The organism is Tenacibaculum sp. Bg11-29 (genome assembly GCF_002836595.1).
GTDB lineage: Bacteria > Bacteroidota > Bacteroidia > Flavobacteriales > Flavobacteriaceae > Polaribacter.
The window spans coordinates 3,862,636-3,882,899 of the sequence record NZ_PJBB01000003.1; the positions used below are offsets into that span (position 1 = coordinate 3,862,636).

19 protein-coding genes are annotated in these 20,264 nt (G+C 30.8%); 18 read left to right on the forward strand and 1 reads right to left on the reverse strand.

The genetic code is table 11. From position 1 onward, the window contains the following. Positions 1–62: 62 nt before the first annotated feature. The 10 genes from tssD to CXF68_RS17405 all read left to right on the forward strand — a co-directional run bounded on the left by tssD (position 63) and on the right by CXF68_RS17405 (position 10,897). Positions 63–1,907 (forward strand): type VI secretion system tube protein TssD, encoded by a 1,845-nt coding sequence (gene tssD, locus CXF68_RS17365; RefSeq protein WP_101046373.1) that lies wholly within the window; start codon positions 63–65, stop codon positions 1,905–1,907. Further along, a complete protein-coding gene (locus tag CXF68_RS17370) occupies positions 1,904–2,254 on the forward strand; it encodes a hypothetical protein (protein ID WP_157821987.1) in 351 nt (116 codons plus the stop codon). Before tssD ends, CXF68_RS17370 begins: the two co-directional genes overlap by 4 nt. Before the next feature lie 145 nt (positions 2,255–2,399). After that, on the forward strand, positions 2,400–2,567 hold the full coding sequence (locus tag CXF68_RS20910) for a hypothetical protein (RefSeq protein ID WP_198553848.1): 168 nt from the start codon (positions 2,400–2,402) through the stop codon (positions 2,565–2,567). Positions 2,568–2,617: 50 nt separating this feature from the next. Continuing rightward, positions 2,618–3,511, forward strand: coding sequence for an IS1595 family transposase (locus tag CXF68_RS17375; protein ID WP_101042912.1), 894 nt, complete (start codon positions 2,618–2,620; stop codon positions 3,509–3,511). Positions 3,512–3,534: 23 nt separating this feature from the next. Continuing rightward, positions 3,535–3,876, forward strand: coding sequence for a hypothetical protein (locus CXF68_RS17380; RefSeq protein WP_101046375.1), 342 nt, complete (start codon positions 3,535–3,537; stop codon positions 3,874–3,876). Positions 3,877–3,903: 27 nt separating this feature from the next. Beyond that, the gene (locus CXF68_RS17385; RefSeq protein ID WP_157821988.1) at positions 3,904–5,340 is read left to right on the forward strand and encodes a hypothetical protein; all 1,437 of its coding nucleotides are present in this window, start codon (positions 3,904–3,906) and stop codon (positions 5,338–5,340) included. Continuing rightward, the gene (locus CXF68_RS17390; RefSeq protein WP_101046377.1) at positions 5,318–5,794 is read left to right on the forward strand and encodes a hypothetical protein; all 477 of its coding nucleotides are present in this window, start codon (positions 5,318–5,320) and stop codon (positions 5,792–5,794) included. The genes CXF68_RS17385 and CXF68_RS17390 overlap by 23 nt, the downstream gene beginning before the upstream one ends. 80 nt (positions 5,795–5,874) lie before the next feature. Further along, a complete protein-coding gene (locus tag CXF68_RS17395) occupies positions 5,875–6,225 on the forward strand; it encodes a hypothetical protein (RefSeq protein WP_157821989.1) in 351 nt (116 codons plus the stop codon). Between the two features lie 267 nt (positions 6,226–6,492). After that, positions 6,493–9,678, forward strand: coding sequence for a LodA/GoxA family CTQ-dependent oxidase (locus CXF68_RS17400; RefSeq protein ID WP_157821990.1), 3,186 nt, complete (start codon positions 6,493–6,495; stop codon positions 9,676–9,678). A 97-nt stretch (positions 9,679–9,775) separates the two neighbouring features. Further along, on the forward strand, positions 9,776–10,897 hold the full coding sequence (locus CXF68_RS17405) for a tryptophan 7-halogenase (protein WP_101046379.1): 1,122 nt from the start codon (positions 9,776–9,778) through the stop codon (positions 10,895–10,897). Between the two features lie 143 nt (positions 10,898–11,040). On the opposite strand, the gene CXF68_RS17410 is transcribed toward CXF68_RS17405, so the two are convergent. Beyond that, positions 11,041–12,549 carry a hypothetical protein gene (locus tag CXF68_RS17410; protein WP_101046380.1) on the reverse strand — a complete coding sequence of 503 codons (1,509 nt, stop codon included), beginning with the start codon at positions 12,547–12,549 and terminating at the stop codon, positions 11,041–11,043. 217 nt (positions 12,550–12,766) lie between these two features. Between CXF68_RS17410 and CXF68_RS17415 the strand changes: the two genes are divergently transcribed. The 8 genes from CXF68_RS17415 to CXF68_RS17450 all read left to right on the forward strand — a co-directional run bounded on the left by CXF68_RS17415 (position 12,767) and on the right by CXF68_RS17450 (position 20,085). Then, positions 12,767–13,240 (forward strand): nucleoside deaminase, encoded by a 474-nt coding sequence (locus CXF68_RS17415; protein ID WP_101046381.1) that lies wholly within the window; start codon positions 12,767–12,769, stop codon positions 13,238–13,240. A 183-nt stretch (positions 13,241–13,423) separates the two neighbouring features. Then, positions 13,424–14,179 carry an alpha/beta fold hydrolase gene (locus CXF68_RS17420; RefSeq protein WP_157821991.1) on the forward strand — a complete coding sequence of 252 codons (756 nt, stop codon included), beginning with the start codon at positions 13,424–13,426 and terminating at the stop codon, positions 14,177–14,179. Between the two features lie 9 nt (positions 14,180–14,188). Beyond that, positions 14,189–14,737 (forward strand): HD domain-containing protein, encoded by a 549-nt coding sequence (locus CXF68_RS17425; protein WP_101046383.1) that lies wholly within the window; start codon positions 14,189–14,191, stop codon positions 14,735–14,737. Between the two features lie 159 nt (positions 14,738–14,896). Continuing rightward, positions 14,897–15,385: a toxin-antitoxin system YwqK family antitoxin gene (locus tag CXF68_RS17430; RefSeq protein WP_101046384.1), complete on the forward strand. Its 489-nt coding sequence runs from the start codon at positions 14,897–14,899 to the stop codon at positions 15,383–15,385. A gap of 197 nt (positions 15,386–15,582) precedes the next feature. Beyond that, on the forward strand, positions 15,583–16,242 hold the full coding sequence (locus CXF68_RS17435; protein ID WP_101046385.1) for an ArsR family transcriptional regulator: 660 nt from the start codon (positions 15,583–15,585) through the stop codon (positions 16,240–16,242). Between the two features lie 23 nt (positions 16,243–16,265). Continuing rightward, positions 16,266–17,381, forward strand: a complete 1,116-nt coding sequence (locus tag CXF68_RS17440) for an MBL fold metallo-hydrolase (protein WP_101046386.1) — start codon at positions 16,266–16,268, stop codon at positions 17,379–17,381. A gap of 350 nt (positions 17,382–17,731) precedes the next feature. Next, positions 17,732–18,934, forward strand: a complete 1,203-nt coding sequence (locus CXF68_RS17445) for an MFS transporter (protein WP_101046387.1) — start codon at positions 17,732–17,734, stop codon at positions 18,932–18,934. 2 nt (positions 18,935–18,936) lie between these two features. Then, positions 18,937–20,085 (forward strand): cysteine desulfurase family protein, encoded by a 1,149-nt coding sequence (locus CXF68_RS17450; RefSeq protein ID WP_101046388.1) that lies wholly within the window; start codon positions 18,937–18,939, stop codon positions 20,083–20,085. Positions 20,086–20,264: the final 179 nt, after the last annotated feature.

A 20,264-nucleotide genomic window follows, 5' to 3' on the forward strand; every position in this document is an offset into this window, starting at 1 on the left:
ACAACACCTCTCAAGCCAAACACATATGATTTACACACTTATTAATTGCAAGGAAAAAAATTATGGCAAAATCACAATTACATTTTTTAGGGCATGTAGTAGACCTATTAACAGTAGAAACCGTTTACAATAAAGATTTTAACCAATTTAAAGGTGCTCCCATACGCTATAATAAAGGCGGCTTACTTAAATTTGTTTTCGATTTCGAAGCAAACTTTCGTTTTTTAGAACGTATGAAGACTGTTAATTATGACCTTTATAAACGAGGATACCCTATTGATGATGGAAAAATTGTTTTCTATGATGCAAATAGCGACAATTTAAAAGACTGGTATTTTAAAGATGCGCCTGTTGTTTATTATCAGTTTAAATTTGATGCTAACGGTGGCGGTATGAGGGTAGAGATGATAATTTCTCCTGCTATACAAAACTATGGTTATAAAATTCATAGAAGCTGGCATATAACGCCTATTGAAGAGGAAGGTTACAAATCGCCTGTGCAGGCTACTGAGAAGAAGGAGAACTTTTATTTAAGTATACAACATTTAACCGATAAGAAAACACTAGTTCCGCTAGGAATTCCTGCTTTTAATAAATCGCCCGAAAACCAAAATATTGAATTTGAAATAGAAATTACCGAAAATGGTATTGACGATTTTCAAGTAGAGTTTTTACACGATAATAAAATTATTCAATCATATTATTCAGGCGAACAAACATTAGATGAAGTTATAGTAACCGCAAAAGGTTCGGGTAATTCGTCTAACTCTACTACTAATAGCCAAAACACGCAAAGTAATTACCCAAAAGGAAAATATCATGTTAAATGGGATGGTTTTGATAAGAATGGTATTTATGATAGTACTGTTTTTACCACAGGCAAACTAAAAGCTCGCATAAAAGGGAAACGAAATGGTATAGAAAAAAGAGCAGAAAGCAGTGAGTTTTCTTTTGAGTATAATGAGGTAACTTGGGTAGATACTAAGATTAATAAAAACACAAAACGTATTGATGTTACACTTCGTGTGAATCTTACGGATGGTGGCGCAAACGGAATTAAGTGTATTGAGAAAGATATTGACCCTGATCCAAAATTTAGAATTCCTATTAAAGAATGTCCTTGGGATAAAATAACTAAAGAAACGTTATCTTACTATAGAAAACCTATAATAAAAAGTAGAACAAAAGAATTTGAAGATTTAAAAAAAATGGCTCTAGAAGGTATAAATATTTATTGGAGTAGAAGACATTCTAATACGGAAGGAACAATAATTAATGGCATCAATTGGGAAATAATAGTAACAGCCATAAATACAGAAAATTCAAATATTAGCTTAAATGATATTCCTTTAATTTATAATACAAATAATCCCTGGTCTCGTTCTGGAAACCCAGGAACAAGTACTTTAGGTGATGGTAATAAAATGGATGAACTTGCAAGAATACTTCCTAACGGTATTGTTCAGCGTATTTCTTATAATATAGGTTACATAAATTATGCTAGTTGGAAAGATTTAGAAAAAACACATTGGTTATATAAATTAGAAGGATGGAGATATTATAAAGAAAGTAACGAAAAAAAAGAATTTGAATTTACCGCTGCACACGAAATAGGTCATGAAATACTACAATCTTTTGGAGGCACTGTATACTCTTGGCAACATAAAGGTAGCTCTTATTACTTACCACAAGATACCAAACCAGTAGGAAGAGAAACTTTCGAAGAAGAATATATTAATAGAGATTTTATGGAAAATACTAAAGGAGAGAACTACCCCATAACAGGAGAAATTGACTTAATGAAGTATTATAATAATGACCCAAAATATACCGATTACGATAGAGCAACTGCTAATAAAAAAGATGTTTTAGGTTTATTATGGCTTACAAAATTAGAAATAAAATGAAGAATTTTTTAATTATAGCTCTTATCTTTATTATTATTAGTTGTAAAAACACAATAGATGTAAAAGTAAAAGGATATATATATACTAGTGATAAAATTCCTCTGAAAGATGTTAGTATTCAAACCAGAGTAATTCTTGCCCCTATGAAATCTTTGTATTCCATAAGAACAGATATATATCATAAAAACAATGGGGAATTCGAGTTTAAAATAAAAAGGAAAGAGATGAAAGGGGATAGTAATTTTGCAATCCTCTTTATAAAACAAGGATACAAAGATGAATACAGGTTTATAGATCTAAGAAAAAATAAAATAATTGATTTAGACACAATATACTTGAAAAAATAAATAAAATATAAATAGAGGTTTTTCTTTTACTGCTGCACACGAATTAGGACACACCATCTTAAAAGCCTTTGCAGAAAAAGGAGGTGGAGAGACAGACCATTCTTATAAACATAAAGGAAGTTCTGATTATTCTAATACTATACCTGTGAGCGAAGGTGGTGAAAATTATCCCTATAAAGGAGAGATTGATTTAATGAAATACTATAATAATAATAATAATAATAATAATCCATATTGGAGCGATTTTGATAGAATCGTAGCAGATCAAGAAGATGTTTTAGGGCTATTGTGGTTAACTAAATTAACGTTATAGAGGTCAGTATATAAGTTCATATCTTTAAAGTCAACGAATATAATGTTATTATGAATATTTTTAAAGGCCAAAACCTTCTAGAGTTTGCTGATCGGTTCAAAACTAATGAAGATTGCAAGGAATATTTGGCAGATATTAAATGGAAAAATTGTTTTCAATGTGTTAAATGTGGTCATAAAAAGGCTCAAATAAGAAAGGATTTCTCACGTACTTGCAATATTTGTTCTCATCAGGAATCTGCAACGTCAAACACACTTTTCCACAAAGTTAAATTTGGAGTTAGAAAAGCTTTTTTCATTGTTTTTGAAATGAGTACAAGTACAAAAAGTCTTTCTGCAAGCTATGTTTCAGTTCGTTTTAGTGTCACAGAAAAGACAGCACGTTTATTTATGCTTAAAATTAGAGAGGCTATGAAAAGTAGTGGAAATAATCCTATGACTGGGATTGTTCATGTTGATGAGTTTGTTCTAGGTGGTCGTGAAAAAGATAAAGTGGGCAGAAGTTATAAAGCAAAGAAAAAGAAGGCTATAACTGCTGTTGAGCTAACTGAAGATGGAAAAGTAAAAAGAATGTATGCAATGAGAATCGAAGATTTTTCAGCTACTTCTTTACAATATATTTTCGTGAATCATATCAGTCGAGAAGCTAAAGTGATAACTGATAAATGGAGAGGCTACAGACCTATTGCTAAAGCCTATGATATTACCCAAATTGAAAGTAATGGAGGTATGAACTTTAAAGCTCTTCATACAATGATTCATCAAGTGAAATCTTGGATAAGAACAACTTACTCTTGGGTAAGTGACTTTAACATAAACAGATATTTTAATGAATTTTGTTTCAGAATTAATCGCTCACAAAGCAAAGAAACAATATTCAATAACTTAATAAGAAAAATGGTTGAAAAGGGTAAAGTACATCACGAACAAATTATATGTAGATAACTACTGACCTCTATAACGTTAAAATGAAAAATATAATTTTATTTATAATAATCATATTTCTTTTTTCATGTAGAGAGGGAACAAAAGAATATTTCGAAGGCTATGTTTATTACAGTAATGAACCTCTTATAGGTGTCACAATAACAGAAGGTTATTCTAAACCTAATGATGTACTCTCTGTAACAGATAGTTTAGGTTACTTTAAATTAAAACGCTTTTCACAAACATTTTCTGATGAACTAATTTTTAGTAAAAAAGGATTTAAAACTAATACTATTAAATTATTAAGAGGCAGACACTCTCCTCCTTTATATACATTATTTTTAAGAGAGGAATCAGATACATTGTTTATGAAAAAAGAATAAAAAGGGATTATGCATTTTTTAAAACGCATGAAAACTGTTAATTACAAACTTTATAAACGAGGACACCCTATTGATGATGGAAAAATTGTTTTCTATGATGCAAATGGCGACAATTTAAAAGACTGGTATTTTAAAGATGCGCCTGTTGTTTATTATCAGTTTAAATTTGATGCTAACGGTGGCGGAATGAGGGTAGAAATGATAATTTCTCCTGCTATACAAAATTATGGTTGTAAAATTCATAGAAGCTGGCACATAACGCCTATTGAAGAGGAAGCTTACAAATCGCCTGTGCAGGCTGTTGAGAAGAAGGAACAGTATTTTGTTGAAGAAATAAAAATTGAAAATTTAGATGAAGGCTCAAAAAATGGAGGCTCAAATAAAAAACTAGGAATAATTTATGGTAAAGAATACCGTTTAAAAGTTAGTAAATATAAAAATAATAAACTTCCAAATGATAACAAAACAGTAAAATGGTCATATAGTTATACGAATGCAGAAGGTGTGGCTACAATAGGAAAGATAAAACAAACGGGAGGCATTATAACTTTTAAAACGGATAATTTAGATTTCTGTGGTAACAATATTACATTTTATGCCTACATTAAAAATAAAGAAAAGGAAGCTAGTTTAGACGTTTTTCACCATTACCGTTTTAGATGGTTTGATAAGAAAGTTTTTGATGATGAAATTAAAAAAAGAACAGTTTCTAAGATGCCTTGGAAAATCAATCAAAGCTCCACTTCTTTATGTGGTATGGCTTGTATATTTTATCTTTTTGCAAAAGAACAACCAAACGAATTTAAAACATTTTCAGAAGAACTTTTTAGAACAGGAGAAACAGTATTTAATGGCTATTCTGTAACTCCTTCTGAAGAAATACTAAACAAAAATCCTAAGGATAGTGATTTTCCAGAGTATTATGATTACCCTAAAAGAAAATACGTTAATATGCCTTTTGTAGATTATATCACTATGGTAAGTGTTAGAAATGCAGACAACCCAAGCTACAAAGGAGGGAACGAACAATTTGAAGCTATTAATTGGCCACCATTAATGACAGGATTATTAGAAAATATGCTAGGATACAAAAAAGTTGAATCTAATGGTATATATAATCCTATTAAAAGAACTTTTACAGGTACTTCTAATGTAGAAATTCAAAATAAAATAGATAACCTGAATAAACTATACAACGAAGGGTATAAACTAATTTTAATGATAGACTCTGATTTGATAGCTCAAGACAAAGATACTTTAAAGAATATCGGTCAGTTAGAATATCATTGGGTTGTTTTAGAATCTAAAATACAAAACATTCAAAATTTAGATACCAACGGTAATATTTTTTATAAATATTATTTTAATGTGTATAGTTGGGGGAGTAAAACAAAGTATATTAAGAAAAGTATAACTTGGCAAGATTTTGCACACAATTATTATGGGTACATTAAAATTAAATAACATACTATTATTAGCAACTCTTTTATTTTTTAATAGTTGTAAAGAAATTCATAAAAAAGAGAAAGGCTATTGTAATAAATATATTTCTGGAGGAATGGGCTTTAGTTTACTTTTAAATGAAATTTCAGAAACTAACTTTAAAGAGTTAAGTATTACCTCAAAAAAAATCGGAAAACTAAAGTTTTTAAAGAAATATATAGACGAAAAAAATTTTGTTCTAGGAGATAGTATTCTACTTTCAGATACCATATTTCTTAAATTTAAAGATAAAACTTATAAACTCCATAGTTTTAAAAATGGAAATATGGAAATTTTTACTGATGGTAGAAATGGAGAGAAGTACCAAAATTGTTTTTTAGAATCGATGAGTTTTAATGGGGAAATTATTAAACGAGAATCTAATCTGACCTTTAAAATACCATTACCTAATAAACCTGATAAAATACAAGAATGAAAAACATAGTTCTTCTAGTAATATTTATAAATTTTTGATTAATAAAAAAATCAGTGTAAAATCATTTAAATCTAGATTTTATGGATATATTGAGACTAACTAAAATAATAATTTATCTATTTTTTTTAGCATCATTGAGTCTATTAACTCTTTTGGTATTCGTCTATTTATGGAATTCAAGCCCTGATTATAATCAACAGAAACAAATAGTAAATTCTTGGAATATTAAAATCGTAAATAATTTAAACAAACCAATAGAAAATGCTTTAATAATTGATAATATTATTTCAAATGCTAAAGGTTATGCTAATTTTCACAGATTAAGAAGTAATTCTGTCATAGTACAAGCCAAAGGTTATGTTTCAGACACGATTTATATAAATGAATTAACTGAAAATAAAATATATTTATTAAAATCTACTAAAAAATAACGTTGCCTAACAACTAAGCAAATAGCATCTTGATAGGCAAACGCTATATGCCTTATTAACTGGTACGTATGACCTTTATAAACGAAGATATCCTATTGATTAAGGGAAAACTATTTTCGATTTCTACAATTACTATTTACCTACCCCCTTTTCTCACTCATACCTAAAATAAATACACTTAAGGTTATTAAATTACAATGAAGCTGATTATGAATTATTTTTAGTCTTATTCAATAATTATTTGATAAAAACTAAAACAAACTAACAATGACAAAACCTTCAAATAAAAAACCTGCTTCGTGTTGGAACTGCGATGGAGATATTACCTTAGTTACACAACGTCTTAAAGAGATGTTTGTAGAAATGGGACAAAAAACTAGGATTGAAAAAGGGCAAAAACCTGCTGAGAGAGCTGTATTTAGAAAACAACACGGTATCGCTTATGGTCGTTTTGAAATAAATAAAGATATTGACGAAAAATTTAAAATTGGGATTTTCGCTGGTGATACCTACGAATGTGCCGTTCGCTTTTCAAGCGATACAGGGCCAACATCTCCTGACTTGCATTCAACTTTAGGAGTAGGTTTAAAATTATTTGGTGTTGATGGGCCTAAATTATTAGGCGATGGTACCAATGCTGATTTTATTTTTCAAAACATAGATCGTTTTTTTGCTCGTGATGCACAACAAATGTGCAGCTTTACTAAAGCTGGCGTTATTAATCATGATTATGACACTTACATAAATAAGCATCCTGAATTGGCAAGTATTTTACAGGCAATGACCAAAGAAGAAGCTAGTGTGTTAAGCGCAAGTTATTGGGCAATACTTCCTTTTAAATTAGGAGACTCTCAAATTGTAAGATACCGCCTAGTACCTGAAGATACTTATAAAGGAACTCCTTTTAACGATACCAATTACCTAGGACTAGATTTACAACAACGTTTAGTAAAAAAAGAAGCAACTTTTCGTTTTGAAATACAGCTAAGAACTAACGATGCTACTATGCCGTTAGATGACGCTCAAGTTGTATGGAGTACAGAAGAAAGTCCGTACATCTGTATTGCAAAATTACATTTACCTCAGCAAGATGTTTCAAGTATTGGGCAAGCTGAGTTTGGTAGTAATTTAGCCTTTAATATTTGGAGAACATTACCACAACACGAACCATTAGGCTCTATTGCACAAGCAAGAAAAGTAGTATATGCTGCGAGTGCAGAAGCAAGACATCAAGCTAATGGGCAACAATTACAAGAACCAACTAAGATAAATCCCGAATTTAAAGGAAATACAGATGAAGATAGCGACTGTATTGTAAAAGCAGGTATCTACCCTCCTATTGGTGTTATGAGAGTTGGTAATAGTGAAAATGAATACTTTTTAGGCCCTTTAGTTGATAATCCAGCACCGCAAACCGATTCGTATGCATACAGAGATAAAACGGGTGCCTTAAAAAGGCAAGCTGCTCAGTTTAGAATTTACGGTTTTAATGCAGCGGGTAAAGCTGTAAAAGAATTAACTGCCGAAAATTCAAACATTACATGGCATAGTCATTTATCGAACCAAAAATCTTCATGGTATCAATTTAACATTGCTTTAGATATTCCTGAAGCAGCTGATGTTCCTCCATCTATGTTACGAAATATCGATGTAAAAGATCGTGAATCATTACTAATCGACGGAGGTGCTAAATCTATTTCGGGTACCAATAATAAAAGTGATTCTTTTGAAGGAGAGTTTTTAACTACCAAAGTGTATTTAGGTGAAATGCATACCGATGAAAAAGGACGTTTAGTTATGTTAGGTGGGCATGGAAAATCTGAAAATATTAACGGAGATATTGCCATTACTTTTGCAAATAATGAAGGTTGGTACGATGATATTTCGGACGGCCCTGTTACTGCTGAAGTTGAATACAACGGAAATAAAATTACCGTAGACCCTGCTTGGGTTATTTGTGCGCCACCAGATTATGCACCAATGCAAAAATCAGTACGTACAATGTGGGATTTAATGCGTGATGTAGCCGTAAAATCGAATATGTTAGTACGCCCAAAAAGACCTTCGTTCACTAAAGATATTTTACCAATATTTCAACGTATGACCGATTTACAATGGGTAAATGCTGGTTTTGCAGGAGCTTTTGGATTTGGAGGTCAATTTAATTACACAACCATCGAATGGATAAAAAAACTAGGAAACCCATCTTCTGCTTATATGGAAATGCGACGTACGCTTTCTAATAATTTCCGTCGATTTGAAGTATCAGGGGCAGAAGCTCCGCAATTATGGCCATGGTTATATGGTGATGCTATTAGCATTCCTCCTACTGGCTCTGTTCGTCAGCATGCTACTTTATCTAATTTACAATTAGAATTTTTAGATCAATGGGTTAAAGGTGATTTTGATGCCGACTATGTTGATATGACTGGCTGCCCTCATATACCTACTCCTCCAACAATTGATGAACTAACAATAGCGGAACAACCAGATATGCTTACCAAAGCTGCAATGGAATTTTGTTTAGCAGATGCTTTTCACCCTGGTTGTGAAATGACATGGCCAATGCGTTCTTCGGGAATGTATATGGCACCTTTTCGAATAAAACATGCTCCTAAAACACCGCCTGTTAACACAATGTATTACGGTGCAATGATGAATAACGATATACTGCCTTTAGCTAAAGGACCTATTTTAGGAGGACAAGTTGCTGGTAGTATTACTCGTTGGATGGCTATTCCTTGGCAAACTGATACGGCTAGTTGTAGAGATGGCTATACAAGTGACTATGATCCGTATTTACCTACATTTTGGCCTGCTAGAGTGCCTAATAATATTTTAAATGAAGATCGTTATCAAGAAGTTATCAATCCCGATTTAGCTGAAGAAACGCGTATTCAAGCATTTAATTTTCGTTCAGAATGGTTAGACGACCTTCCTTTAGATGGAGGAGCTCCTACCTATACAAATCAAATTAATAGCATGATTAAGTATTTTGATAAGTTAGCTGTAGTTCAAAAACGCCCTGGTGTTGCACATGACTCTAACTTTCCGAAAGAAATGCAGGTTGGAATTACGCCTACTCCTGAGCAAGAGGCTGAATTATTAAAAGCTACTTTAGTTGATTTAGATACTATTTTAAATAGCAATCATACTTTAAATGATACGACTAAAAATGTATTGTATGCAGCTGTAGACAAACTTTCTCATAACAACTTATTAAATGAACAGTTTTTATTAGAAGGTGCTAAAGGAGAACTATTAACATTGGTTGAAGATGAATTAACAAAAGATTTTAAAACATCAACAAATGTTACCAATACGATACACCTTATTGCTTCTAAGTTACATACAATGAAACAATCAGATTCACATCAACAAAAAACTCTTGTAAAAGTAGAAGTTGGTATTCCTGAAAAAATGACACGTTTTTCAAGATATACGCCTAAATAATATATTTTTATAATTGTTTAATACAATTAACAACCTTGTAGTATTACAAGGTTGTTTTTTTAATTAGTAAACTATTAATTTATTTAAACTTCATTTTGTGGAAAAAACAGATATACTTATTATAGGCGGAGGTATTGCAGGTTGTATTGCTGCTATTTCTTTGGCTAACGACTATAATGTTACCTTAATAGACAAAAAAACAACACCTGTTGATCGAATTGGTGAATCTTTAGCACCTGCTGCTCAAAGAATCTTAAAAAAATTAGATCTTTTAGAGAATGAATCTGATGATTTTAAACAATCGCTATTTAGTAATAACCTTGGTATGCAATCATATTGGGGAAGTGATCAACTTCACATAGTAGATCACCTTAAAAACCCTGATGGATTTTCTAGAAGTTTAGATAGAAAGAACTTTGAAGTATACCTTAGACAAAAAGCTTTTGAAAGAGGTGTTAACTGCTTGTGGGGAATCCGTCTTTTTAATAGCTCTTATGAAGAAAACTTATGGAAAGTAACAGGAAAGTCTGATGATTTAAAAAACAGAATAACGCATACCATTCATGCAACTTTTGTAATTGATGCAACTGGTAGGCAATCTCACTTTGCTAAAAGTATTGGAATTAAACGAGTTCAATATGATAAATTAATTTCATGTTGGGTAAGTATGCCTAATACAAATATTAATACCATGAGTACCATTGTAGCTGATGAATTAGGCTGGTGGTATAGTGCTGTTTTACCTGACAATAAAAGAATTCTTTCTTTTCAAACAGATGCTGATCTAATTGATAAAGCTATACTTAAAAATTCAACTTCTTTTTTAACGCTTATTAAACAGCATAAAGTAATGCAATCATTACTAGCAAAAAACGAAAAGGATATTACTTTTCATGGAACTGTTAGTGCTAATTCAACACGTTTAGAGCAACCAGTAGGTAAACAATGGATTGCTTTAGGTGATGCTGCTATTAGTTTCGACCCTTTATCTTCTCAAGGAATGTTTAATGCCATGGCTAACGCAATGCAAGTTAAAGAACTAATAACAAATTTTAATTTTATAAAAGATTTTAGTGTTGCTAAAATGGAAGACTTCAACATGCTATATTCTAATCAAATAAAGCAAGTATGGAATCATTATCTAAAACATAAAAACTTGTTTTATAGCGCTGAAAAAAGATGGAAAGATGCTCCTTTTTGGAAAAGGAGAAATTCTTAACACATGTACTATCAAAAATATTTAATTTGATAGTGATCAATAAGTTGTTATTTATCTTTAAACATAGTACTATAAAAGAGGGAAAACCCCTTCAACAATTAAATTGCCAAAGAGGTCTTCTAAAAAAAATCAATCTAAAAGTTTTACTTCAATCTATTTTGTATAAACTCTACTACTTCTTGTTTTGCTTTCATTGTTTCTATTTCGTTAGAAGTTTTTCCTTCAGCTGCTTTTATATATGCATCAAAAATATGACTTAGATATATAGGAGAACTTTCTTTTGTATAACTTACTGCATTATGACAACTAAAACAATTTGCTAAATTAGAAACCTCAATTTTTTGAATGCTATCCTGAAACGTTTGTGTAAAAGTTTCCATTGTAACATTGGCACAGTTTAAAGACCCTCTAGCAAAAGATTGTGGATAGGTATTATTAATACTACCTCTTAACCCCACTAAGATTTCAGCCTGTTGTGTTGACGTAAATCCATCAGTATCTATCCAAATAGAACCATTATAAAAGTAATTTTTCCAAGGCCCTACTTCTTTTTCTAAATTAGCTTTTACACAAGTATTTATATTTTTAATGTTATTAAAGTTAATTGGTTCTTCTTGACTTGTTATCATAAAACCACCAACACTATCTCTTGGCACTCCATATTCAAATAAATCGAAAACTCTAAATTTTTCTAGTGGTTCTTTTGTTGTTTTATTCCATACAATTCCATTGATACCAGTAGTTGTTCCTTCTGCAAATAATAATTTATCTGTAGATGCTGCTGCCTTATTATCTTTCCTGTTATAATTTGGAGCCATATCATCATGCTCAAAAGTTGCCCAAATAAATTCTGGGTGGTTTTCTACTACTCCAACCACATGCATTCCTAATAATGCAACTTCAGTATTTTTAAATATCTTTCCGTCTCTACTTACAGCAGCTACAGTTGTATAATAATTTTTAATTTTATCTTTAGAAATAGCACTTTTTGCAACCCAAGAAACCTTTAACTCTAAAGAACCTACAGGAAAAGAAGATAAATTATCTTTAGGTAAAGTTCCTTTTAATATCGAATCTCTGAATTTCGTAGCTGCATTTTTCATTATTGGATCTACGTAAATTGAATAAAAAACTGTTTCTGATTTTTTATTTTCTCCATACGCAGGGTTTGTCTTTAAAATTCCTTCAGCCCTTCCTGCTTGCACCGTATCAATTAATACTAAAGCAGCACCTTCTTTTTGTTTTACGAGTTGCATACTTGAATTAACTTGATGCATTTTCTCAGGGTTTAAAAATAAAGGTAAAGTTTCCCCTACATATAAAGGAACATCTTTTCCGTCTAATTCTACAACTAATTTTTCTACTTGATATACTGGTTTTGTTAACCATAAAAACTTTTGCCAAGACCATTGATGAAAAATAGCATTGGTAGTACTAATGGTATCAAACGGACTTCCTACTCCTTCTTCTGGATTTGGAGTTTGTGAATGCGGAAACCAATCACTTTCACATAAACTTTCTAATGCAGCTTTATTATAAGCAACTTTAGTTGTTTTTTTAACAGGTTCTTCTTTTTTCTTTTTACAAGAACTTAAAAACAATATACTCAATATGAGTACTGCTTTTAAAGTAAATTTAAATGATAATTTCATGTTTGTTAGTTTTATACAGTTGTTTTACAAATTTGTTGATTTTAACAACATCATTTAAAAAAAATGTCATGAAGCTCATAATTATGGGTATGAAAATAAAAATATCAACATTAAGTGTATCTAAAAAAAGCACTCATCTTAAAAAATTAAGTTAATTAACCTATTAGACAAAAGAAATCAACTAGTTTTGTAATCCCTTTTTTATAAAAACAAAAAAATGAATAAACACGAAGAGTATATGAGTGAAGCTGTAAAAGCGGCTTTAAAAGGAATGAGTAATAATGAAGGTGGTCCGTTTGGTTGTATTGTTGTAAAAGACGGAAAAATTATAGGTCGTGGAAATAACAAAGTTACTTCTACAAACGATCCTACCGCACATGCTGAGGTAACTGCTATTAGAGATGCTTGTAAAAACATAGGTTCTTTTCAATTAGACGGTTGTATTGTTTATACTTCTTGCGAACCTTGCCCAATGTGCTTAGGTGCTATTTATTGGGCCAGACCTGATAAAGTATATTACGGTAGTAACCAACAAGATGCTGCTGACATAGGTTTTGATGATGAATTTATTTACAAAGAAATTCCATTACCATATGAGAAAAGAAGTATTCCGTTTGAACAAATTGGAAGAAAAATTGCCTTAGAGCCTTTTGAAAAATGGACTGAGAAACAAGATAAAATTAAATATTAAAAACAAAAAATCCCAAACTAATCTTTGGGATTTTTTGTGCTATTAAATATAGTATCTTTTTAAAATATTTTTTCGATAACTTAGCTAACTATTCTTACAAGTTATTAAATACGCTCGTATTAATAATAAAAAGTCAACAAATAATCAATGATAAAATTTACAACTTTAATAACTTTTCTCTTAATGTCAACTACCATTTTATCTCAAACATCTAAAATATCAGAAACTGTTTTAATAAATGGAAAAACCCTCTATTACGAAGTTTATGGAGAAGGAAAACCTTTGTTTTTATTACACGGTTACACTCAATCTTCTAAATCATGGAAATCATATATTAAAGACTATGAAAAAGAATATGAAGTCTATTTAATAGATTTAACAGGTCATGGAAAGTCAGAACCGTTTAAAGAAGATTTATCAATAAAGGCTGTTTCCGAAGATTTAAACTCTTTAATCAAACACTTGCAATTAGAAAAAATAAAAGCGATTGGGTTTAGTTTTGGAGGCGATGTACTTTATCAACTTGCTTTAATTAACCCATCTATAATAGAATCTATGATAACTATAGGTGCAGTAGGAACATGGACTATTAATGATTTTCCAGAATATTTAAAAGCTTTTACTTTTGAAAACAGAAATAACTTCCCTTGGTTAAAAACATCGCATGATGGAGATGAGCACATTAAAGCAATGATGTATCAGTTTAAAAACTATACTATAAAGCTAAGTGATAAGGAATTGCAAAGTATACAGCCAGAAGTATTAATAATGATAGGTGACGATGATGAAGGTATGGATTTAGAAGAAGTTATTCGCGTAAAGAAAAACCTACCTAAATCTGATCTTTGGATATTACCAAACGTATCACACGGAGCCCATGAGGGTGAAAACAAAAATAATTTTATACTCAAATCGAAAGCCTTTTTATCAAAAAAATAAGTTAATAAAATGACACAAGAACTGTATCAAAAAGCAATGAAATATGCTGGAGAAAAACACAGTGAACAGAAAGTTCCTGGTACAAATTCTAATTATCTATTACATATTTCTAATGTAGCTATGGAAGTTCTAATGGCTTATCATTTCGATAACAATTTCGATATAAACTTTGCCATACAAACAGCCATACTTCACGATACTATTGAAGACACTGATACTTGCTTTAAAGATATTAAAAGTGAATTTGGAGAAGAAATAGCTAAAGCTGTAGTAGCTTTAACGAAAGATGAAAAGATAGCTTTAAAACAGGATAGAATGGTAGATAGTTTAACTCGAATAAATAAATTACAAAAAGAGGTTGGGTTGGTTAAAATAGCTGATCGAATAACAAATTTACAAACTCCTCCTAGTCATTGGAATCATCAAAAAATTGTTAACTATTGTAATGAAGCTAAATTAATTTCAAAAACCCTTTCTAATAAAAATGATTATTTGAATAAACGTCTTGATTTAAAAATTAAGGAATATGAAGATAGAATTACCAAATCTCAGCAGTAAAATTTACTAATTATACCGACATAATAAATTTAAGATATAATTAATAACTTCCTGACCTTTAGAAATGCAAAAAAACGAACTTAACTGAATACGTTATTTAGCTAATTGAAATTAGACAAATCAATAAAATTTACAGGGTCCAAAAAGCATCTTAAATCCATGAAAAAAATACTTTTATTTATAACACTAGCATTTTTATTTTTAAAAATTAATGCTCAAGAATACAAAGAGTATTATAATAACGGTTCGTTAAAAGTATCTGGTACAACAAAAAATAAAATTGATACAGGGGAATGGAAATACTATTTTGAGAGTGGTATAATAAGTAAAACTGGAGTATATGAAAACGGAAAGCTACATGGTGAGTGGAAATACTACCACGAAAATGGTACATTAAGAATAATTGGAAAGTATAAAAAAGGAAAAGATACTGGTAAATGGAAGTATTATCACAAAAATGGTACGTTAAGGGCTATTGGAAAATATAAAAACGGAAAACAAAAAGGCAAATGGAAATACTACTATAAAAACGCTGTTTTAAGCAAAATAGGAAGAAAAGTAAATGGGAAAAATGTTGGTGAATGGAAATACTTTAATAAAAATGGTACCTTAAAAAAAATGCTAAAGAAGCTATTAAAGAAAAAATAAATTAAAATTAACACACAACATTAAATGTAAATAATAACACCTAAAAGGTATTACTATTCATACTTCTGTCGTTAGTAATAAGACGACAAAATTACAATTCATACTCAACCTAAACATCTCTATTTCAAAATAAATATAGGGTAAAAACTTGTTTGTATTCAATTATTCAATACATTTGTTGAATAATTGAATAAATTATGAATAAACAAGAGTTCAAAAACAGTATATACCAAGAAATCGCTAATATTGGTAAAGCCTTGGCGAATCCTTATAGGCTAAGAATCCTTAATTTAATATCGCAGGATGACTACTCTGTAGAGCAAATAGCAAATGAAATTGGTGTTTCAATAGCTAATGCATCACAACATTTACAAGTATTAAAAAAAGTTAAACTCCTTAAAATAAAAAAGAAAGGTCATTACGTTATTTATTCTTTAACCAATAGTAATGTATACACTCTTTGGAATGCGTTACAAAGTTTTAGTTTACAAAACACCCTAGAAATACAAGCAACTTTACGAAATCTTAAACAAGAAAAATTTGCAAAAGTAACCACTATAAATGCAGCTGAAATCATAGCCAATAACAATCTAAACGATCTCTATTTTTTAGATGTTCGTCCAGAAAAAGAGTTTGCCAAGGAAGCCATCGCAAACGCTAAATCTATTCCTATTTCACTATTAAAAGAAAACCTTTCGCAATTACCAAAAAATCAACAAATAGTGGTTTACTGTAGAGGGGCTTTGTGCTTTTTTGCAGATGAAGCTGTTCAGTATCTTCAAGAAAATGGCTATAATGCTATTCGGCTTAAAGAAGAAGTTTTAGAATGGAAACAAAAAGGATTACCTGTTAATTAATAGTATCTAAACACGAAATAAAAATGAATTTCAAAAACGCAAAAACTATTAAAGTAGCTCAACTCAGAACTTTATTAGAAAACAAAGAACCCGTTCATATTTTAGATGTTAGACCTAAAGAAGAACGAGAAGAGTGGAATATACCTGAAAGTGAATTTGTGGATATCTATTCTAAGTTAAAAGCAGGAGAAAAAAAGCTATTTTCTAATATGAATTTTCATCAAAATGTACCTGTTGTTACCCTATGTGCAGCTGGTAAAACAAGCATGATTGCTATGGAGCAACTTCGCGAAAATGGTATAGAAGCTTATTCGTTAGAAGGCGGAATGCGTGAATGGACAACCGCCTGGAACTCAGCTAAAACAAAAGATAGCTTAGAAACTACCGTTATGCAAATTCGTAGAACTGGAAAAGGGTGCTTATCTTATTTATTAGAAAACAATAGCGAAGCAATCGTTATTGATGCCTCTTTAGATACAGAGGTTTATACAAGTATTGCTAAAAAAAATAACTGGAAAATAAAATATGTGGTCGACACTCATATTCACGCTGATCATTTTTCTAGAGGAAAACAATTAGCTGATGCCACTAATGCAATATTTTTATTACCAAATCAGGATTTGGTAAATTATAAGTTTCAGCCTATTATAGACGGCACGTTACTTAACTTTGGTAAAGCTACATTAAAAGCAATTCACACACCAGGGCATACACACGAAAGTTATTCTTATTTAGTAAATAATGAATCTTTATTCTCTGGAGATACACTATTTACAGGAGGGGTAGGAAGACCAGATTTAAAAGCTACACTAGATTTAGCACAACAAAAAGCAGGCTTATTGTATCAATCACTTCAAAAACTATTGGCATTTGAAAATTCATTAACAGTCTATCCGGGTCATATAAGTAATCCTGTTGCATTTGATGAAAAATTGATATGCAATACTCTTGGTGATATCAAAAAAAATGTAAAAATATTAGAACTTAATGAAAATGACTTCATCAACAATCTATTGAAAAAAATTCCCGAAACGCCACCAAATTACGAAACCATTGTGAAATTAAATTTAAAAGGACGTACAGACGGAGCAAATTTAATTGATTTAGAAGCTGGTGCCAATCGATGTGCCATATCATAACTCCCAAAAAAAATGATCATCATTAATGATACTCCATTCAAAACCGAAAAGGCATACAAAGCACTACGTCTAGCAATGGCACTTCAATAAGAATATGGAGAAAAATAAGCATCAAAATATTTTTATTAGCTAATGCTGTTACCTGTGGATTGTCAAATCAAAGAAATACCAATGGCCATTATAACATTGAAAGAATACTGAAAATTAAAGAATTGTGGAGGCTGTTTGGAAGTACGAAGTATAGACCAAATAGAGTTTATTAAAGGTGTAGAATTAAGTAATATGAAATAATTTACCCAATAGACATTTTAATCTAATAAAGTGTTGTCTTAAAAAAAAATAAAATCGTAATGAGCGAAAAAAACATACAATTAGGTTTAAAAGAAAATTGGAAACAATTTACATTATTATTAATAGTGAATGCTTTTGTTGGCGGTATGGTAGGTTTAGAGCGTACTATACTTCCAGAATTAGCAGAAAAAGAATTTTTGGTAATTTCGACTTCGGTAATACTATCATTTATCATTGTATTTGGTGTGGTAAAAGCCATTACCAATTATTTTACTGGTGTATTAGCCAATCGTGTAGGGCGTAAAAATTTATTGATAATTGGATGGATTATAGCCATTCCAATTCCATTTATTTTAATGTATGCCCAACATTGGAACTGGGTTATTTTCGCCAATGTACTTTTAGGAATAAATCAAGGATTAACTTGGTCGAGTACCGTAGTAATGAAAATTGATTTGGTGGGTGAGAAACATAGAGGTTTAGCTATGGGACTCAACGAGTCTTTTGGTTATTTTTCTATTGCATTAGTGGCATTTACTACCGGATGGATTGCTTCAGAATACGGTTTACGTCCTTACCCTTTTTATCAAGGTGTTGGTTTTGTTGTATTAGGATTATTAATGAGTATCTTTTTTATTAAAGATACGGCAAAACACGTAGCATCAGAAACAAAGAAAAACACAATAAAACCTCTTAAAAACATCTTTTGGGAAACAACTTGGAAAGATCAAAATTTAGGGTCTATTTCTCAAGCAGGGTTTGTTAATAACCTAAACGACGGTATGATTTGGGGTGTTTTACCTATTATTCTAGCGAGCAAAGGTTTTAATTTAAAAAACATTTCAATTATTGTAGCTGTATATCCAGCAATTTGGGGAATAGGACAATTAGTAACCGGAAAACTATCCGATCATTACAATAAAAAAATGATGCTTTTTATAGGAATGGCAATACAAGGTTTGGCACTTATTTTTATGTTTTGGGCAACAAGTTACCTTCAATTTATCATTCTCTCGTCGCTTTTAGGTGCAGGTACAGCTATTGTATATCCAACATTTTTATCGGCAATTGCAAGTTTTACAAACCCAAATCAAAGAGCACAAAGTATTGGTACTTTTAGGCTATGGAGAGATTTAGGCTATGCCTTTGGAGCCTTATTAACTATTATTATAACACAATTTTTTGATGTTGATATTACCATTATCGCAATTGGAATATTAACTGTAATATCATCAATCATTATAAAAATAAGAATGTCATAATCATGAAAACACCTTTTATTTACCTCGATTATAATGCCTCTACACCAAACGATCCAAGAGTTGTAGATGCTATGCTCCCATTTCTTACAAATCATTATGGCAACCCTTCAAGCATTCACACCCAGGGCATAAAAGCAAAAGAAGCTATTGAAAAGGCACGTACACAGGTAGCTAACTTATTAGCAGCATCTCCCGAAGAAATTATATTTACCAGTGGCGGAACAGAATCAAATAATTATGCCATTATTGGTAGTGCAATGGCAAATAAAAAAAAAGGGAATCATATTATTACTTCAACAGTGGAGCATCCTGCAGTAATTGAAGTCTGTAAATATTTGGAAACACAAGGCTTTAAAATCTCATATATTGATGTAGATAATGATGGAGTTGTTAATATTGAATCGTTAAAAAAGGCAATTTCACCAAACACCATATTAATTACCATTATGCATGCCAATAATGAAGTTGGTAGTATTAACCCCATAAAAGAGATTGGAGAAATTGCTAAACAACACAACATTGTTTTTCATACAGATGCCTCACAATCTGTTGGGAAAATTAAAACCAATGTAACCGATTTAAATATTGATTTATTAACCATAGCAGGACATAAAATTTATGCACCAAAAGGAATTGGAGCTTTGTACATAAAAAAAGGAATTAAGCTAACTAAATTATTGCACGGAGCTAGTCATGAATCTAACAAGCGACCAGGTACCGAAAATGTAGTACAAATAGTTGGTTTAGGAAAAGCTCTCGAAATTGCACATCAAGAATTTGATAAAAACACTTCAAATATGAAAGCAATGCGAGATTATTTGTTAGAAAAAATCAATACGTTAAACTTTGATGCTGTTGTTAATGGCGATTTAGAAAAATCGTTGCCAAATACATTAAATATGAGTTTTAAAAATATTGATGCAAATGCAGTAATTTATGAACTTCGAAACAAGGTAGCCTTATCTGCAGGTTCTGCCTGTCATTCGGGAACTGCAAACCTATCTAATGTTTTAAAAGCGACATTATCCGATTATAATTATGCCAATGGAACATTTAGATTTTCGTTAGGAAAAAATACTAATAAGCAGGAAATAGATGATGCAATTATTCACTTTAAAATAGCATTTAATAAATTGAAACTTAAGACGTAAAATTATCATTAAAATATAAAGCCCAGTTGCTAACAACGTGCATAAGTAATAGCGATTTGAGTTTTAATTCAAGTCGCTATTCTTTTTTTTAATGTAAATTACTTTCTGAAAAGTAGTGTATATAAATTCGCTACTACTCATACACGTACGTGTACTGGAGCTTGAAATCTAAAACACGT

Coding starts and splice junctions, on each gene's coding strand:
- CXF68_RS17430 (WP_101046384.1), top strand. CDS start 14,897: ATGAAAAAAATACTTTTATTTATAACACTAGCATTTTTATTTTTAAAA.
- tssD (WP_101046373.1), top strand. CDS start 63: ATGGCAAAATCACAATTACATTTTTTAGGGCATGTAGTAGACCTATTA.
- CXF68_RS17420 (WP_157821991.1), top strand. CDS start 13,424: ATGTCAACTACCATTTTATCTCAAACATCTAAAATATCAGAAACTGTT.
- CXF68_RS17385 (WP_157821988.1), top strand. CDS start 3,904: ATGAAAACTGTTAATTACAAACTTTATAAACGAGGACACCCTATTGAT.
- CXF68_RS17375 (WP_101042912.1), top strand. CDS start 2,618: ATGAATATTTTTAAAGGCCAAAACCTTCTAGAGTTTGCTGATCGGTTC.
- CXF68_RS17370 (WP_157821987.1), top strand. CDS start 1,904: ATGAAGAATTTTTTAATTATAGCTCTTATCTTTATTATTATTAGTTGT.
- CXF68_RS17395 (WP_157821989.1), top strand. CDS start 5,875: ATGGATATATTGAGACTAACTAAAATAATAATTTATCTATTTTTTTTA.
- CXF68_RS17415 (WP_101046381.1), top strand. CDS start 12,767: ATGAATAAACACGAAGAGTATATGAGTGAAGCTGTAAAAGCGGCTTTA.
- CXF68_RS17425 (WP_101046383.1), top strand. CDS start 14,189: ATGACACAAGAACTGTATCAAAAAGCAATGAAATATGCTGGAGAAAAA.
- CXF68_RS17390 (WP_101046377.1), top strand. CDS start 5,318: ATGGGTACATTAAAATTAAATAACATACTATTATTAGCAACTCTTTTA.
- CXF68_RS17380 (WP_101046375.1), top strand. CDS start 3,535: ATGAAAAATATAATTTTATTTATAATAATCATATTTCTTTTTTCATGT.
- CXF68_RS17445 (WP_101046387.1), top strand. CDS start 17,732: ATGAGCGAAAAAAACATACAATTAGGTTTAAAAGAAAATTGGAAACAA.
- CXF68_RS17435 (WP_101046385.1), top strand. CDS start 15,583: ATGAATAAACAAGAGTTCAAAAACAGTATATACCAAGAAATCGCTAAT.
- CXF68_RS17410 (WP_101046380.1), bottom strand. CDS start 12,549: ATGAAATTATCATTTAAATTTACTTTAAAAGCAGTACTCATATTGAGT.
- CXF68_RS17440 (WP_101046386.1), top strand. CDS start 16,266: ATGAATTTCAAAAACGCAAAAACTATTAAAGTAGCTCAACTCAGAACT.
- CXF68_RS17450 (WP_101046388.1), top strand. CDS start 18,937: ATGAAAACACCTTTTATTTACCTCGATTATAATGCCTCTACACCAAAC.
- CXF68_RS17400 (WP_157821990.1), top strand. CDS start 6,493: ATGACAAAACCTTCAAATAAAAAACCTGCTTCGTGTTGGAACTGCGAT.